We start from the raw sequence: 14,869 nt of genomic DNA on the forward strand, positions 1-14,869 counted from the left end.
GTCCCCATCCCGTCCGTCATCGCCCCCGAATCCCCACCGTCTGGAGGACAGGGGCGATGATACGATCATACGCGTGGGGCAGGTTGACCGCATCTGGTCCGATTTCTATCACCACGCCCTGACCGCGCCGTGGAGTACGTTCTTCTACGGCTCCCTGCTGGTTTACGTTGGCATCAACCTGCTGTTCGCCCTGTTGTACATGGCGGACAGCAACGGAATCAGCGGCACGCATCCACACAGCTTCGCCGATTTCTTCTTTTTCAGCGTGCAGACCCTGTCCACCGTCGGCTATGGCGGCATGATCCCCGTCAGCCGTACCGCCAACCTGATCGCAACGGTGGAGGTACTGGGCGGCATGATGATCAACGCCCTGGCGACGGGGCTGATCTTCGCGCGTTTTTCACGGCCACGCGCCCGGGTAATGTTCAGCCACAAGGCGCTCATCCTGCGGGAAAACAACCAGCTTCACCTTGATATCCGCATTGCCAACTGCAGGCGCAGCCCGATCCTGTCGGTGGATGTGGAATGCGCACTGGCCCGTCTGATCCGCACCCCCGCGGGTCGGGTGGTGCGGCAATTCGATCCCCTGCCGCTACAGCAGGCGCATGTGCCGGTCCTGCGCTTTGCCTGCACGCCCACGCATGTGATTGATAAGGACAGCCCCCTATACAACATGACCGAAACCGACCTGTCGGCACAGGAGGCGGAAATCATCGTCAGCCTGACCGGCACGGACGAAGCATCCGGCCAGACAGTATTCGCTCGCTCCGCTTACGGGTTTGACCGTATGCTTTATAACCATCGCTTCGTGGATATCATAAACGCCGGGCCTGATGGACGGATCACCGTTGACTACACCCGTTTCGACCAGACCGAATCGCCGCAGGACGCAGCAGCCGATGTGGCGGAATACCTGGCTGACCAGCCTGACTGACCTTCATCCGCCGCGCATCCTGCGCGCGGGCGCGTGCGCCATGGGCATCATGGCCTGCGCGGGATCCGTCCATGCCCGTCCCGCCCACCATGACCATGCCCCACCCGCGCCTGAAGCCCCGCCGGAACTGGCATACGGCCTGCCCGCCGCCTGTATCGTCCATGTCATCACGGCCCCGCTGCTGACCAATAGCGGCAGCCCCATCATTCCCGTCACCTTCAACACGATGGACGGGCTGTCCTATATCAGCGTGACGCAGGACAGGGTGGGCGTTTACGCCGCCACCCCGCATGATTTCCCACCGGAATCCATCATAAACGTCCAGACCATCGCAGGTGAGGACACCACCTACACCACCACACTGAACACCATGCGCATAAACAACGGCATGGCGGAAAACGTGCCTGCACTGCTGGAGGGAGTCGGCCTGCCCCATATCAACGACCGGCCCGTGCTGGGGATTATCGGATATGACGTGCTGGGTAATTATGACGTGCTGTTCGATTTCCCGGCCCGGCGCATGGTCCTGTTCCTGCCACGCGAGGACAGGGCGTGCCCGCCAATGCGTGACTGGCTGGGGGCAGACATTACGGCGCTGCCGCTGCTGCCCGATTCCACGGGGCGGATGACCGGGGTGGCCCTGCGGGTGGGAGACCGGTCCGTGCGGATGGAGGTTGAACCGGGAGCTGACATTTCCTCCCTTTCACGCAGGGATGCGCGTGCGCTGGGCCTGACCAGCGCCATGCTGCATACGGACATGCACGTGCGTACCAATGCGGGCAAGATCCTCAATGGGCGGCGGCATCATTTCGATAATGTCACGCTGGGGGCATGGCAGGGCCTGAGCCTGGACGTAAATGTGGAAAAGACCAGCTACAGCGTCCTGGGCATGAACTTCCTGCGTCGCAGGCGGGTCCTGATGGCGTTTCCACAGGGCATGGTCTTCATGACGCCACAGCAGGACATGCCGGATGACCGGGGGCAGGCCACCCATGGCGTGCTGAGCACGCGCACCGCCATCGCCCGAATGGTTGAAACCCCACCACCGTCCACGGGCAATAACACCCTGCTGGTACCAACGGACAGGCCAGTCCCCCCCGCCGCCGCGCACTGACCTTTATGCCGGCAGGTCGCCGCCCATGGGCAGCAACCTGTCACGATAGGGACCGGGCACGCGTTCCAGTTCCGCCATGCTGCCCTGCTGGGCGATGCGTCCCTTCTCCATCACTACAATTCGATCGAATCCCCGCAGCGTGGACAGGCGGTGCGCCACCGCGATCACGGTACGCCCAACCATCAGCCGTTCAAGGGCAGCATGGACATGGCGCTCGCTTTCACCATCCAGCGCACTGGTCGCTTCATCCAGAATCAGCACCGGCGCATTGCGCAGGAAGGCGCGCGCAATGGCAATACGCTGGCGCTGTCCGCCCGACAGCATCACGCCCCGTTCCCCCACCACGGTATCAAACCCGCGTGGCATGGCGGCAATAAAGCCGGTGCATCGTGCAGCCTCCGCCGCCGCGCGGACTTCCGCATCGGTGGCGTCAGGGCGGCCATAGCGGATGTTTTCCCCTACCGAACGGCGCAGCAGGTACACATCCTGCGGCACGACTGCCATGGTGGCGCGCAGGCTGGCCTCATCCAGTTCCAGAATGTTGATGCCATCCATTTCCACCGCCCCCGCCTGCACGAAACGCTGGCGCTGCAGCAGGGCAAGGACCGTGCTTTTGCCCGATCCCGACACGCCTACCAGCCCGACACGGCTGCCTGCCGGAATATCCAGGTCAAAATGCGACAGGACGGGCGGACTGCCGGGATAGGCAAAGCTGACATCGCGCAGCCGCACATGCCCCCGGCACGCCGTGGGTGGCAGGATCCTGGATTCCATGACGCCGCTGCGTTCATGCGGCACCAGCAGGTGGCCCAGGGTTTCAGACAGGCGGGTGACATGCTTCATGGCCTCGACCATGGAAAAGGCAAGGTCACGCGTGCAGTTCAGGATCAGGAACCCCAGTGTCGTCACCATCACCACATCCCCGGTCGTGGCCCGGTGCATGCGCCACAGTTCCACCGCCCAGACCAGCAGCCCCGTGGTCATGAAGGCGGTAACGGTGGAATGGATCATGCGCAGCTGTTCCATGTACCGCAGCGAACGGCTGTGCATGCCCGTTTCCACCTGGATGCGCCTGCGCATGCGACCATGTTCGGAACCGATCATGCCATAGGCGCGCACCAGCGGCAGGTTCTGCATCACATCCAGCATTTCGCCGTCCACCTCCGCCGCCTCGGCGGCATAGGACAGATGCAGGAACTGTCCCCGTCCCGCCAGCCTGTATATGCCCAGACCCAGCAGCAGGGTCATGCCCACCAGTACCAGCGCCATCCACGGGCTGACGGTGCCAAGGGTGACAATGGCCAGCACAAGGTTAAGCACCGACGGCAGCAGGTTCCACGCCGCCATGTTTTCCAGCGCCACCACCGCGCCCGCCGCCGCCGATACACGCGCCGCCAGCGCACCGGACAGCCGGTCCGCGAAATAGGTCGCGGCATGGCCGGTCAGATACCGGAACAGGTCCTGGCGCACATCGCCGCCCACGCGCACGAACACGCCCGACGCCATCCACCCCGCGACACGCCATGCCGCGTTGTCACAGATGATGGTGGCGCAGAACAGGATGATGGACACCCATACAGCCCCCATCCCCTGTCCGCCCTGCGTCATGCCGTTGACCAGGTGGCGGATGATGGCGGACATGCCCACATTGCATGCGACCGCCACCGCAATCGCGCTGACAATGATGACATGCCAGCGCACATGCAGGCGCACGTAATGGAAAATGAACGCAAGCGGGTGATGCCGGTAACGCTGCAGGTCGGCCATCCCCGCCATATCGGGCGCGGGACCGGGGTCTGCCGGATGCGGCAGACGGGGATCAATTACAGTCATGGATGTGATGCTGCCCTCCAGGCGTGGCGAACGGGTTGGTCCGTATTTCTGCCGTATTCGGCCCGGTATCATGACTGCATGACAGACGTACCCCTATCCCGAGTGGCGGGACGCATCACCATCATGTCCCTGCTGGTCCTGTGGCTGGCCATCATGGCGCATGACCCGATTTCCCTGCCCTTCTTCTGAAACCCGCCGGGGCGGCGGTGGTTCATATCCGAACACCGACCGGCCGCCATATTCGTGTGAACGGTTGTATTCCTCCGCCATGATGGCGGAAAAGCTGGGACCAGTTGCGTCCCGCTCCAGACGGCGTGCGGCCGTATCCAGCCTGCGGATGGCGTCCAGCCGTTCCTCCCGCCCCAGCTTCGCCGCCGTTACCGCCGCCTTCATGACCGACAGCGTGCGGTCATATACCGCCACCGGCACGGGATAGGGATGGCGGTCCTTGCCACCATGGGCCAGCGAAAACCGCGCGGGATCGGAAAAACGGCACGGCGCGCCGTGCACGACCTCCGCCACCAGCGCCAGCGCGCGCACGGTCCGCGCGCCCACGCCGGGCACACGCAACAGGCCCGCAAAATCCCGTGGCCCCGCTTCCGCCGCCGCGGCCAGCGCACCATGCAGGCGACGCATGTTCACATCCTGCGGCTGGACATCATGGTGACCGGGCATGGACAGGTGCGGCAGCTCCCCCTGCGCGGGCACGGGCTGAGGTGGCCGTCCCTCGATACGCATGAGCGCGCGTGTCAGCCTGTCAGGTCCCATGTCATGCAGCAGCCCCACCTGTCCCCGGCGCGAGGCATCGGCCCGCCGGTCAGTCAGGTTCATGATCGCAGACTTCGTGGCGCGGCCATCAATGGCCGTGTGCGGGGCCTCGACAAAGTTCTCCAGCCCTTCGGACAGCCAGTGATAGCGCCGCGCCATGCGCCGACCGGTATGCATGCCCTGCTGGACCACGCACCACCGACCATCCGCCGCCACCACGAAACCATGCAGGTACAGGTCGAATCCGTCCTGCACGGCGGCACTGTCCACCTTGGCCACCATGCGGCTGGTCGCCACCAGCGGGGTGGCGTCAAGGCCGGTCGCCTGCCCCACATCCAGCAGTTCATCAGGCGTACGGCGGGAATGGCGCCCCCGGCCACCGCATACATACAGGCCCAGTTCATCCTGCAACGGGGCCAGCCCGCGCTTGAGCGCCCCGATCACGCTGGTGGTCATGCCTGATGAATGCCAGTCCATGCCCATGACCGCGCCAAAGGACTGGAACCAGAAGGGATGGGCAAGGCGGCGCAGGAATTCATCGCGCCCATAATGATGGATGATCGCCTGCGTGATGACCGCGCCAAGGCGCGCCATGCGCTGCCCCAGCCACGCAGGCACGCGGCCGGTATGCAGCGGCAGGTCGGCGGAGCCTGCGCGTCTGGTCATGACGTTCCCCCTGTGGCCTGACCCCGTCGGGAATCAGTCGTGGCGGTGCTTCCGGGCGGTTTTCATGAATGTGGCAAGGCCCGCATCCAGCGCATGGCGGAAGGCATCCAGCGTTTCAGCGCCCACATAATGCTCCATGCCCTCGGCATCAATACGCGCATTGGCTTCACTGATACCCAGCGCGCACAGGAAGCGTTCAACCGTATGGTGCCGCGCGCGGCTCAGCGCCGCCATGTCATGCCCGGCATCGGTCAGGAAAATGCCGCGATAGGGACGGCGCGTCACCAGCCCGTCCGCCTCCAGCCGCACCAGCATCTTCGCCACCGTGGGCTGCGAGACCCCAAGCCGCGCCGCGATATCCACCTGTCGCGCTTCCTGCCCGTCATTGAGCAGGTCATCGATCAGTTCGACATAATCCTCGATCAGGGCAGTCTTGCGCGCCAGTCGTGCCTGGCGGAAACCGGCGGACTGCATGTCGGCGTCCGGCATGGGTTGCGGGCGCGGATCGCGCGGCGGCCGCCCCCCGCCACCGTGGCCCGCTGGCATCATGGATTGAACACGATCGTCTTGTGCCCGTTGGGAATGACCCGGCATTCGGTAAAGTACCGCACGGCGCGGGCCAGCACCCGGCGTTCGATATCCCGCCCCTTGCGGATCAGGTCATCGGGGCTGTCGGCATGGGTGATGCGTTCGACATCCTGTTCGATGATCGGGCCTTCATCCAGGTCGGGCGTTACGAAATGGGCCGTGGCCCCGATCAGCTTCACACCGCGCGCAAAGGCCTGGTGATAGGGCTTCGCCCCCTTGAAGCCGGGCAGGAAGGAATGATGGATGTTGATGCAGCGACCGGTGAGCCATTCGCTCATGCCATCGGACAGGATCTGCATGTACCGTGCCAGCACCACCAGTTCGGCATCCGTCTCGCGCACGATATCCGCAATGCGGGCTTCCTGTTCCCCGCGCGTGGCGGCGGTCACCGGCAGGTAATGGAACGGGATGCCGTCCAGATCGATATGGGCATAGGTCTGCCGGGGATGGTTGGCGATGATGGCCACCGGTTCGATGGCCAGTTCGCCAATGCGCCAGCGGTACAGCAGGTCAACAAGGCAATGGTCAAAGCGCGAGACCATGATGACGGTGCGGGTGGGACGCGGGTTTTCACGCAGCGACCATTTCATGCCAAACCGCGCCGCGACCTGAGCCAGCGCCACGTCCAGCCCCCCGCGCGCGATGCCATCGGCCGGCACGCTGAACACGACGCGCATGAAGAAGATACGGCTTTCGCGTTCATCAAACTGCTGGGCGCCCGCGATATCCCCCCCCAGTTCGAACAGCGTGTGGCTGATCGCGGCGACAATGCCCGGACGGTTCGGGCATGACAGCGTCAGGATATAGGAACGGCGGTCGCGGTTCTTGTGGTCGGGCATCATTTCCCCATTGCCGGGCATGGCGCGCTAGCGCGTGCGGCCCGTATCGGGCACGGTGTTGTAAAACCAGCATTCGCCCGTGGCCTTGCGCACACCAGCCTGCGTGGTAGGCACGGGCCTGACCACATCGCCGCCCGGCACCCAGCCTTCGGGTGTCATGATGGTGTTGCCCGCGCTGCGGCGCAGGGCTTCGACAAGGCGGAGCAGTTCCTCGACCGAGCGGCCAACGGACATGGGATACCATATCACGGCACGGATGATGCCATCGGGGTCGATCACGTAGCACGCCCGCACGGTGGCACTGTTCTGCGCGGTCTGGTCCAGCATGCCATAGGCGCGGCATACCGCCATGGAAGGGTCTTCCACCAGCGGAAAGGGAATTTCGACCCCGAAGCGTTCGTATATCGTCTCCAGCCACGCCAGATGCGCGTACAGGCTGTCAACCGACAGCCCCAGCAGGGCGCAGTCCAGCGCGTCGAAACGGTCCTGCGCCTTGGCCAGCGCCATGAATTCGCTGGTGCAGACCGGCGTGAAATCCGCCGGATGCGAGAAAAACAGCAGCCAGCGACCACGGAAATCCGACAGGCGCATCTCACCTTTCGTGGTACGCGCCTGAAAGTCCGGCGCCACGTCACCGATACGCAACGGGCGGGGTTCGGTCATGCCGCCGGTTGCGGGTATGCTTCCCTCATTGCTCATACCCTGCCCTTTTGCATCTGTCGCGCCTTGACGCAAGCCATCTTATAACATACATTTATTATGTAATTCATAAAGTATGGAAGACATTCCATGACCGACCCTGTCATCGCGGCCGCAACCAGCCAGATCACAACATGCCGCGCCACGGGCCACGTGCCTGTTGTCAGGACGTTTTTTGACAACCCGACCTTCACCGCCACCCATGTTGTCCATGACCCCGCCACCATGGCCTGCGCCATCGTGGACAGCGTAATGGACTATGATCCCGCATCCGGCCAGACCGATCACGCCATGGCGCAGGAAATCGTGGATTACGTGACGGCGGAAAAGCTGAAGGTGGAATGGCTGCTGGAAACGCATGTCCATGCCGACCATCTTTCCGCCGCCCCCTGGCTGCAGGAACGGCTGGGCGGCAGGCTGGGGATCGGGGAATCCATCATCCGTGTCCAGGACATATTTGGCAAAATGTTCAACGCGGGCACGCGTTTCGCGCGCGACGGGTCGCAGTTCGACCGCCTGTTCAGCGACGGGACGCAGTTCATGCTGGGTTCGCTGCCCGCCATCGCCCTGCATGTGCCCGGCCACACGCCCGCGGACATGGCGTATGTGATCGGGGACGCAGCCTTTATCGGTGATACGCTGTTCATGCCCGATTACGGCACGGCGCGCGCTGATTTTCCCGGGGGCGACGCCCGCATGCTGTATCATTCCATCCGGCGGCTGCTGTCGCTGCCTGAGGAAACCCGCGTCTTCCTATGCCATGACTACAAGGCGCCGGGACGCGATGAATATGCGTGGGAAACCACAATCGGCGCGGAACGGCACGACAATGTCCACGTTCATGACGGCGTGGATGAAGATGCTTTCGTCAAAATGCGCACCGCACGCGATGCCACGCTGTCGCTGCCGAACCTGATCATGCCTTCGGTGCAGGTCAACATGCGTGGCGGGCACCTGCCCGAACCGGAAGACAATGGTGTAAGTTATATCAAAATCCCGGTCAGCGGTTCATGACATCCCTGTTACAGTCGATTAGCGCCGGTTTTTCATTCTGAGTTACGGAGACCCTTCATGACAGATACCGACCCAGCCACCCCGAACCTGTCCAGCCCCGCGCACGGGCTGACCTATGATGTCGTCGTGGTAGGCGGCGGGGCGGCCGGCCTGTCCACGGCTGCCAGCATTCTCAAGCGCCGGGGCGGTATCACGGTCGCGATCATCGAACCGTCGGGATCGCATTTCTACCAGCCGGGCTGGACGCTGGTGGGGGGTGGCGTATTCAAGCAGTCCCAGACGCGGCGTTCGGAAAAGCGGCTGATCCCCGCCGGTGCGGACTGGATACAGGCGGCGGCGACCGGGTTCGAACCCGACTCCAATCTTGTGCACCTGTCGAACGGGTCGTCCATCCGCTACGACATCCTGGTGGTCGCAACCGGCCTGACGCTGGACTGGGACGGGATCGAGGGGCTGAGCGAAACGCTGGGCCGCAATGGCGTGACCTCCAACTACCGTTATGACCTTGCCCCCTACACGTGGCAGCTGGTGCAGACGCTGGGCCGGGGCAATGCCGTGTTCACCCAGCCGCCCATGCCGATCAAATGCGCGGGCGCGCCGCAGAAGGCCATGTACCTGGCCTGTGACGCATGGCGCAGGCGGGGGCTGGCCGACAATATCAATGTCTCCTTCCACACCGCCACGCCGGGCCTGTTCGGGGTTAAGGAATACGTGCCGGCACTGATGGAATACATCCAGCGCTATCATATCGACCTGCGCCTGAAATCCAACCTGACGAAGGTGGATGGCAAGAACCGGATCGCCACCTTCACCAACGTGGCCGAGGACGGCACCAAGACCACGACCGAGACGGAATTCGACATGCTGCATGTCGTCCCGCCCCAGCGCGCGCCGGATGTGATCCGCAACAGCCCGCTGGCGGGTGAAGGCGGCTGGGTATCGGTTGATCCCGCCACCCTGCGGCATACGAAATATGAAAACGTGTTCGCACTGGGTGACGTGGCGGGCACGTCCAACGCCAAGACGGCGGCCGCCGTGCGCGTGCAGGCCCCGGTGGTTGCGGTCAACGTGCTGGCTACGCTGGACCACAAGCCCGCCGTCGCCGACTACGACGGTTACGGCGCATGCCCGCTGACGGTCGAACGCGGGAAGATCGTGCTGGCGGAATTCGGTTATGGCGGCAAGCTGGAGCCGACCCTGCCGACATGGCTGCTTGATGGCCGCAAGCCCACGCATCTGGCATGGATGCTGAAGGAATGGGTCATGCCGGTACTGTATTGGGATGGCATGCTCAAGGGCCGCGAAATCATGGTCGCCCCCCACAAGATCGGCACGCCGCGCTGATTGACTGATAAAAAAGCAACAAAAGTTTTTGGGTGCCGCCTTTTTTCAAAAAGGCGGCATTCTTTTTATCCGATGACATGATGCATGCTCGCATGGGATGGACCTTCACGCGGCCATGCGTATGAATACGGGCATGGATACCAAGCCGTCCTCCACCCACCATGTGGGATCTTCCCGTCCGCTACGCCTGGCCGATGATGTGGTCAGCCATGCCGTCTATGGCGGCCCGGACAGATGCTACCGCTATGAACTGACGCGCACGTGGAATGCGGATCGCCCCGCTGTCATGTGGCTGATGATGAACCCGTCGGTCGCAACCGAGGACGGGGATGACCGCACCGTGGCCAAATGCCAGCGTTATGCCCGCGCATGGGGCTACGGCACGCTGCTGGTGGGCAACACGTTCGCCTATCGCTGCACCGACCAGAAACGCCTGACGGAAGTGCCCGACCCGGTTGGTCCCGATAATGACCGCCACCTGCTGGACATGGCGCGCCGGGCCGATCTGGTGATCGCCGCCTATGGCTCCCCCCAGATCAGGAGCCTGCTGCCACGCGGGCCGGAAGTGGTGCGGATGCTCCAGCAGCATGGCATTACCGTCAGCGCCATGCGCCTGAGCCGCCGTTCGGACCGGCCGGAACACCCGTTATACTTGCCCGCCGACCTGCGCCCTGAACCCCTGCCCGCCTATCCACCCGCCTGAACATCCCGAAGGGCATGCGGCGGGCAGTGGCAGGCCGGCCGGTCAGAAGCTTTCTTCCGCCCGGCAGTTGACCGGCACTTCGGAAATGCTGACCTCGTTGGGGGATGTAACAAGGAAATGGGCAATGCGGCCGATTTCCTCTGGCGGGGTCATTTTCAGGTCTGGCATCATACCGGCCACCATATCCGTCTTGACGAATCCGGGGCAGATGACGGTGGAACGGATGCCATGGTCAAAACCTGCGTGGCGGATGGCGTGCGCCAGCGCCAGCGACCCGAATTTGGACACGGCATAGGCCCCCGAATCCGCATCATAAACCCGCTTGCTGGACAGTGAGCCGATAACGATCACCCGTCCCTGCCCACAGGCCACCAGCTGGTCCCACGCGGCGGCCACAAGCCTGCGAGGGCTTTTGATATGGACTTCCAGCATGTCGTCCATATCACGTTCGGAAATGTCGATGACGCTTTTCCACGTGCCAATGCCCGCATTGGCCACAACGGCATCAATCCGTCCGAAGCGGGCCTGTGTTTCCTTTACCCATGCCGCTTCGGTCATGGCATCAAGTGCGTCATAGCTGGAAACCAGCACACGTTCCCCATCCGCCCACGCGGGCATGTGGGGGGTGCGCATGCCAAGGCTGACGCACCAGCCTTCATCATGAAATTTGCGGGCGATGGCGGCCCCCATGCCACGCGCGGCACCTGAAACCATAATGACCCGTCGGGACTCTACCATTTAGGTTTTTCCTGCATCCTGTTTGTTATCGATACAGGTTCCATCCTTTCACATGATGAACGATCTGACGAATTCATATGCATTACGCAATGAACGCGAAGCCGTCATTCCCTTAAGTAAATAAAAGTTTTGGGTGTCATCTTTGTTCAAAAAAGGCGACGTTCTTTGAAGCTTTTTAAAAAGAGCTTCATCAAAAAACTTCTTTATTATCCGAACAACGCCAGTTGCCGGGGCGCAGGCTGCGTATTGCGCGCACGCAGTCCCGATACGGTAACGCCCAGCAGTCTTATGCCCCGTGGCGGGGGAAAGCACGGGGCCAGCAGCGCCTGCGCGCGATCTGTCAGGTCGGTCGTATCCCGCACCGGTTCCGCAGCCGTGCGCCCGCGCACAATCTGGCGGAAATCGTTGTATTTCACCTTTATGGTCACGGTAACACCCGTCAGGCTGCGGGCAGTGCAGCGGTCCCAGACCCGTGCCGACAGGTCTGCTACAATATTGCATGCCGCAGGCCAGTCATGGATATCGGCTTCGAACGTTTTTTCAGCCCCTACCGAACGGCGCGGGCGGTTGACCTCGACAGGACGTTCATCAATTCCGCGCGCAATGCCGTAATAGAAATCCGCCGCCTTGCCAAAATGCCGCAGCAGGCGGGACAGTGGCTGCTGACGCAGGTCCAGCCCCGTGCGAATGCCCAGCGCATGCATCCGCGCCGCCGTGGCCGGGCCGATGCCGTGGAATTCCTCCACCGGCAGCACTGCTACAAAATCGGCGCCCATGCGCGGCGTTATGACAAACTGCCCGTCCGGTTTGCGATAATCCGATGCCAGCTTGGCCAGGAATTTATTGTAGGACACGCCTGCGGATGCGGTCAGGCCCGTCTCTTCGCGGATAAGGTCACGAATGGCCTGCGCAATCGCCGTGGCGGATGGATAGGGCTGCAAGGGATGCGTGACATCCAGATAGGCTTCATCAAGCGAAAGCGGCTGGATCAGCGGGGTAAAACGCGAAAAAATGTCATGCACCTGTGCCGAGACCGCACGATAGACATCAAAGCGCGGTGGTACGAACAGCAGGTCGGGACATTTACGCAGCGCGGTCACGGATGGCATGGCCGAACGGATACCGAAACGGCGGGCTTCGTAACTGGCGGCGGCAACCACGCCACGGCGGCCCACGCCCCCTACCGCAAGGGGCCTGCCCCGCAGGGCGGGATCATCGCGCTGTTCAACCGAGGCATAGAATGCATCCATGTCCACATGGATGATACGGCGGTACTCTGGCTGCTGCGTCACGGCGCACCACAGGCCCGGCAGCAGGGCGTGCCGCGCGCGACCACGCCCCGATGGGGCATGGTCGGCGCGACATTACGGCAGATCAGCCGTTGCACTTCTTCTTCTTAAGGAAATACGCGATAACACCGGCAATCGCGCCAAGAACCAGGATGCCCTTGAGGCAAGGGGACTTGGAAGGGCACTTGGTTGTACATTCAGACATAATTCATTCCTTGATAGACAGGTCCGTTCCAGACCGGAACGGCACTGTATTCATACTAACGCATGGCTGAAACATGACCATACCGCATTTTTACATGATTGCGCCCGGTCAGGCCTGACATGCGAAGACAGGGCAGCCGCATTGCGTTGCTACATCTTTTGTTACATCTGGCGCCGCGCGATGATGCAATGACAGAGACCGGAGATATGAACCATGAAGAAATTTGCCTTACTGCCCGCCGCCGCCCTGGTGATGGGATCCGCGCTGGGTGTTGCCCATGCCGCCCCTTCCAACGGCCGTGCCGTCAACCGTGACTTCGCCAAGCTGTCGGCTGATGGCAGCCGCGCGTTTGACGATATCGCCATGGCCCGCACCGCGCTGGCCAATAACGACCCCGCCGGTGCGGCCAAGCTGCTGACCGACGCCAACAATGCCCTGACCCGCGCCAAGAGTGACAACAAGGTGTTCATGAAGGCTGAAGCCCAGCTGACCCCGCCCAAGAAGGCACCGGCCGGCGCGCCCGCACCCTCCGCCTCGGCTTCCACCCAGCCTGTCGCATGGCTGCCGGTTGATGGCGAATATATCGTGACCGAAGACCTTGAACCCACATCCACCAAGGGTTCGGCCGTGGCGTCCGCCAATACCAGCCTGAACAAGGGCCAGACCGCACAGGCGGCACAGAACCTGCAGATCGCGGCCGTGGATGTTGACTTCGTCCTGGCCATCGCCCCGCTGGATCTGAGCGCAAGCGATGTCTACCGTGCATCCAACCTGCTGGCGGGCAAGGACACCAAGGGTGCTGACAGCGCACTGCAGGAAGCCCAGAACAGCATCCGTTTCGTATCCGAAGACATGGTCGGTTCCCCTGCGGGCCAGGGTAGCGGCAAGAAATCCGCCCACTGATACGCGGTCGTTTCCGGTCGTTTTCATGCATCGCATGCTTACGTCACATGCTGCTTCCCTGACCGGGAAGCAGCATCGCCTGCCTGACCGGCCGCGGGCCGCCTGGCGCATGGCCGCATATGTCGGCCTGGCCTGTGCCGCCCTGTCGGCCCGGCCCGCATGGGCAGGTGGCGAAATCGAACTGTGCCTGCAACAGCACGCGGTCGAAAACGCCTTTGTGCAGGATGCCCCGGCGCGGGGTCCGGTCCATGTGCCCGCCGGTACGGCACTGAGTTATGCCGGGCATGCCTTCGGGCCAGCATCTGATCCGCTGGATCGTGCCCATGCCGCCCCCGACGGGGATGGGTGGCGCAATATCCCGCCTGCGGAAGAAACCCGCCGCCGGCAGCTGCAGATGGAAGATATCGGGGGGGATGGCGATTATCACCGTCCGCAGGCAGCCCTTATGACCACGACGGCGGTGACCCTGTCCCGTGCCCATCCCTGCGCGCGCATTGGTGCGACGGCCCTGCTGTCCGATGACTGGACATGGACAATGGATACCATTCCGGCCCGTCCCGACATGTATTTTCAGGTCTATGGCACGGTCACCAATAACCAGCTTGACCCGACATTCAACAATGATGCCGACCCGTTCCAGTGGACCGCAGCCCACGGCGGCCTGAACGCCATTGTTACCCAGACCATTGACCAGTCACTGACCCTGCGTTCAGGGGGATAGGTGTTACGCGAATTTAAATAATATACTGCCTTATACTCTGGCTGTCCTGAACCGTTCCTTAACCGATGCCATATGCCCCATCCGGGCCGTTGCATTCAGTTACCGAAAGGATGGATGACCGAAGAGGGTGGCGTAACATAACATGCATGCTAAATGTTGTTTTAACAGCACTTCTGACAGGTTGAACAACCTTGGCAGCCGATGGGAAAGTATGGAGAACGGGATGGCCCTCTATCAGTCCGCACAGTTTGTTGATACGTGGACCGATCCTGAATTCGACAAGATCCATCCCCCCCGCACCGTGGCACCCCATTCCGGCATTTACCGCTGTGTTGGCTGTGGCGTGGAAATTGCCGCAAGCGAAGGACATCTCCTGCCCCCCGCCCATGCCCATCCACACCGGCTGGGCACACGGGAAGCGTGGCAGATGATAGTCTATGCCGACCACCGTCCCAAACTGGTGTGAGCCGTTACTGATCGGGTGCGGTACATCCATGTACCGCACCCGATC

16 protein-coding genes are annotated in these 14,869 nt (G+C 62.5%); 9 read left to right on the top strand and 7 right to left on the bottom strand.

Annotated features, from left to right (window positions below; translation table 11 throughout):
- Together F1542_RS09155 and F1542_RS09160 are read left to right on the top strand one after the other, a co-directional pair.
- The coding region (locus tag F1542_RS09155) for an ion channel (RefSeq protein WP_227672616.1) at positions 1–934 on the top strand (934 nt) is incomplete at its 5' end.
- Positions 900–2,048 (top strand): retropepsin-like aspartic protease, encoded by a 1,149-nt coding sequence (locus F1542_RS09160; RefSeq protein WP_193732764.1) that lies wholly within the window; start codon positions 900–902, stop codon positions 2,046–2,048. The genes F1542_RS09155 and F1542_RS09160, both read left to right, overlap by 35 nt.
- A gap of 3 nt (positions 2,049–2,051) precedes the next feature.
- Here F1542_RS09160 and F1542_RS09165 read toward each other — a convergent pair whose 3' ends face one another.
- From F1542_RS09165 to F1542_RS09185, 5 genes are all read right to left on the bottom strand, one after another.
- Positions 2,052–3,881, bottom strand: a complete 1,830-nt coding sequence (locus F1542_RS09165; RefSeq protein ID WP_227672617.1) for an ABC transporter ATP-binding protein — start codon at positions 3,879–3,881, stop codon at positions 2,052–2,054.
- A gap of 93 nt (positions 3,882–3,974) precedes the next feature.
- Positions 3,975–5,315, bottom strand: a complete 1,341-nt coding sequence (locus F1542_RS09170; protein ID WP_193732766.1) for a DUF763 domain-containing protein — start codon at positions 5,313–5,315, stop codon at positions 3,975–3,977.
- Positions 5,316–5,348: 33 nt separating this feature from the next.
- The gene (gene mntR / locus F1542_RS09175) at positions 5,349–5,864 is read right to left on the bottom strand and encodes a manganese-binding transcriptional regulator MntR (protein WP_256431447.1); all 516 of its coding nucleotides are present in this window, start codon (positions 5,862–5,864) and stop codon (positions 5,349–5,351) included.
- On the bottom strand, positions 5,861–6,763 hold the full coding sequence (gene purU / locus F1542_RS09180; RefSeq protein ID WP_193732767.1) for a formyltetrahydrofolate deformylase: 903 nt from the start codon (positions 6,761–6,763) through the stop codon (positions 5,861–5,863). Before purU ends, mntR begins: the two co-directional genes overlap by 4 nt.
- A 6-nt stretch (positions 6,764–6,769) precedes the next feature.
- The gene (locus F1542_RS09185; protein ID WP_193732768.1) at positions 6,770–7,441 is read right to left on the bottom strand and encodes a peroxiredoxin; all 672 of its coding nucleotides are present in this window, start codon (positions 7,439–7,441) and stop codon (positions 6,770–6,772) included.
- Between the two features lie 90 nt (positions 7,442–7,531).
- On the opposite strand from F1542_RS09185, the gene F1542_RS09190 reads away from it, so the two are divergent.
- The 3 genes from F1542_RS09190 (at position 7,532) to F1542_RS09200 (ending at position 10,502) form a co-directional block, all read left to right on the top strand.
- Positions 7,532–8,455: an MBL fold metallo-hydrolase gene (locus F1542_RS09190; RefSeq protein WP_193732769.1), complete on the top strand. Its 924-nt coding sequence runs from the start codon at positions 7,532–7,534 to the stop codon at positions 8,453–8,455.
- Between the two features lie 57 nt (positions 8,456–8,512).
- Positions 8,513–9,799, top strand: a complete 1,287-nt coding sequence (locus tag F1542_RS09195) for an FAD/NAD(P)-binding oxidoreductase (RefSeq protein WP_193732770.1) — start codon at positions 8,513–8,515, stop codon at positions 9,797–9,799.
- Positions 9,800–9,896: 97 nt separating this feature from the next.
- Positions 9,897–10,502: a DUF1643 domain-containing protein gene (locus F1542_RS09200; RefSeq protein ID WP_193732771.1), complete on the top strand. Its 606-nt coding sequence runs from the start codon at positions 9,897–9,899 to the stop codon at positions 10,500–10,502.
- Positions 10,503–10,544: 42 nt separating this feature from the next.
- On the opposite strand, the gene F1542_RS09205 is transcribed toward F1542_RS09200, so the two are convergent.
- Both F1542_RS09205 and dinB read right to left on the bottom strand, forming a co-directional pair.
- The gene (locus F1542_RS09205; protein WP_193732772.1) at positions 10,545–11,240 is read right to left on the bottom strand and encodes an SDR family NAD(P)-dependent oxidoreductase; all 696 of its coding nucleotides are present in this window, start codon (positions 11,238–11,240) and stop codon (positions 10,545–10,547) included.
- A gap of 206 nt (positions 11,241–11,446) precedes the next feature.
- The gene (gene dinB, locus F1542_RS09210) at positions 11,447–12,490 is read right to left on the bottom strand and encodes a DNA polymerase IV (RefSeq protein ID WP_253073258.1); all 1,044 of its coding nucleotides are present in this window, start codon (positions 12,488–12,490) and stop codon (positions 11,447–11,449) included.
- Positions 12,491–12,496: 6 nt separating this feature from the next.
- On the opposite strand from dinB, the gene F1542_RS09215 reads away from it, so the two are divergent.
- The 4 genes from F1542_RS09215 (at position 12,497) to F1542_RS09230 (ending at position 14,824) form a co-directional block, all read left to right on the top strand.
- A complete protein-coding gene (locus tag F1542_RS09215) occupies positions 12,497–12,640 on the top strand; it encodes a hypothetical protein (RefSeq protein WP_193732779.1) in 144 nt (47 codons plus the stop codon).
- Between the two features lie 307 nt (positions 12,641–12,947).
- The gene (locus F1542_RS09220; RefSeq protein WP_193732774.1) at positions 12,948–13,637 is read left to right on the top strand and encodes a YfdX family protein; all 690 of its coding nucleotides are present in this window, start codon (positions 12,948–12,950) and stop codon (positions 13,635–13,637) included.
- A 109-nt stretch (positions 13,638–13,746) separates the two neighbouring features.
- Positions 13,747–14,358, top strand: coding sequence for a hypothetical protein (locus F1542_RS09225; protein ID WP_193732778.1), 612 nt, complete (start codon positions 13,747–13,749; stop codon positions 14,356–14,358).
- Between the two features lie 223 nt (positions 14,359–14,581).
- Positions 14,582–14,824 carry a hypothetical protein gene (locus F1542_RS09230; RefSeq protein ID WP_193732775.1) on the top strand — a complete coding sequence of 81 codons (243 nt, stop codon included), beginning with the start codon at positions 14,582–14,584 and terminating at the stop codon, positions 14,822–14,824.
- Positions 14,825–14,869 lie beyond the last annotated feature (45 nt).

This window comes from Komagataeibacter sp. FXV3 (genome assembly GCF_015155755.1).
Classification (GTDB): domain Bacteria; phylum Pseudomonadota; class Alphaproteobacteria; order Acetobacterales; family Acetobacteraceae; genus Komagataeibacter.

Excerpts from the sequence above, each read along its gene's own strand:
- F1542_RS09225 (WP_193732778.1), top strand. The coding sequence starts at position 13,747 with ATGGCCGCATATGTCGGCCTGGCCTGTGCCGCCCTGTCGGCCCGGCCC.
- F1542_RS09220 (WP_193732774.1), top strand. The coding sequence starts at position 12,948 with ATGAAGAAATTTGCCTTACTGCCCGCCGCCGCCCTGGTGATGGGATCC.
- F1542_RS09230 (WP_193732775.1), top strand. The coding sequence starts at position 14,582 with ATGGCCCTCTATCAGTCCGCACAGTTTGTTGATACGTGGACCGATCCT.
- F1542_RS09170 (WP_193732766.1), bottom strand. The coding sequence starts at position 5,315 with ATGACCAGACGCGCAGGCTCCGCCGACCTGCCGCTGCATACCGGCCGC.
- F1542_RS09200 (WP_193732771.1), top strand. The coding sequence starts at position 9,897 with ATGGACCTTCACGCGGCCATGCGTATGAATACGGGCATGGATACCAAG.
- F1542_RS09190 (WP_193732769.1), top strand. The coding sequence starts at position 7,532 with ATGACCGACCCTGTCATCGCGGCCGCAACCAGCCAGATCACAACATGC.
- F1542_RS09160 (WP_193732764.1), top strand. The coding sequence starts at position 900 with ATGTGGCGGAATACCTGGCTGACCAGCCTGACTGACCTTCATCCGCCG.
- mntR (WP_256431447.1), bottom strand. The coding sequence starts at position 5,864 with ATGATGCCAGCGGGCCACGGTGGCGGGGGGCGGCCGCCGCGCGATCCG.
- F1542_RS09205 (WP_193732772.1), bottom strand. The coding sequence starts at position 11,240 with ATGGTAGAGTCCCGACGGGTCATTATGGTTTCAGGTGCCGCGCGTGGC.
- F1542_RS09185 (WP_193732768.1), bottom strand. The coding sequence starts at position 7,441 with ATGAGCAATGAGGGAAGCATACCCGCAACCGGCGGCATGACCGAACCC.
- purU (WP_193732767.1), bottom strand. The coding sequence starts at position 6,763 with ATGCCCGGCAATGGGGAAATGATGCCCGACCACAAGAACCGCGACCGC.
- dinB (WP_253073258.1), bottom strand. The coding sequence starts at position 12,490 with ATGGATGCATTCTATGCCTCGGTTGAACAGCGCGATGATCCCGCCCTG.
- F1542_RS09195 (WP_193732770.1), top strand. The coding sequence starts at position 8,513 with ATGACAGATACCGACCCAGCCACCCCGAACCTGTCCAGCCCCGCGCAC.
- F1542_RS09215 (WP_193732779.1), top strand. The coding sequence starts at position 12,497 with ATGGATGATACGGCGGTACTCTGGCTGCTGCGTCACGGCGCACCACAG.
- F1542_RS09165 (WP_227672617.1), bottom strand. The coding sequence starts at position 3,881 with ATGACTGTAATTGATCCCCGTCTGCCGCATCCGGCAGACCCCGGTCCC.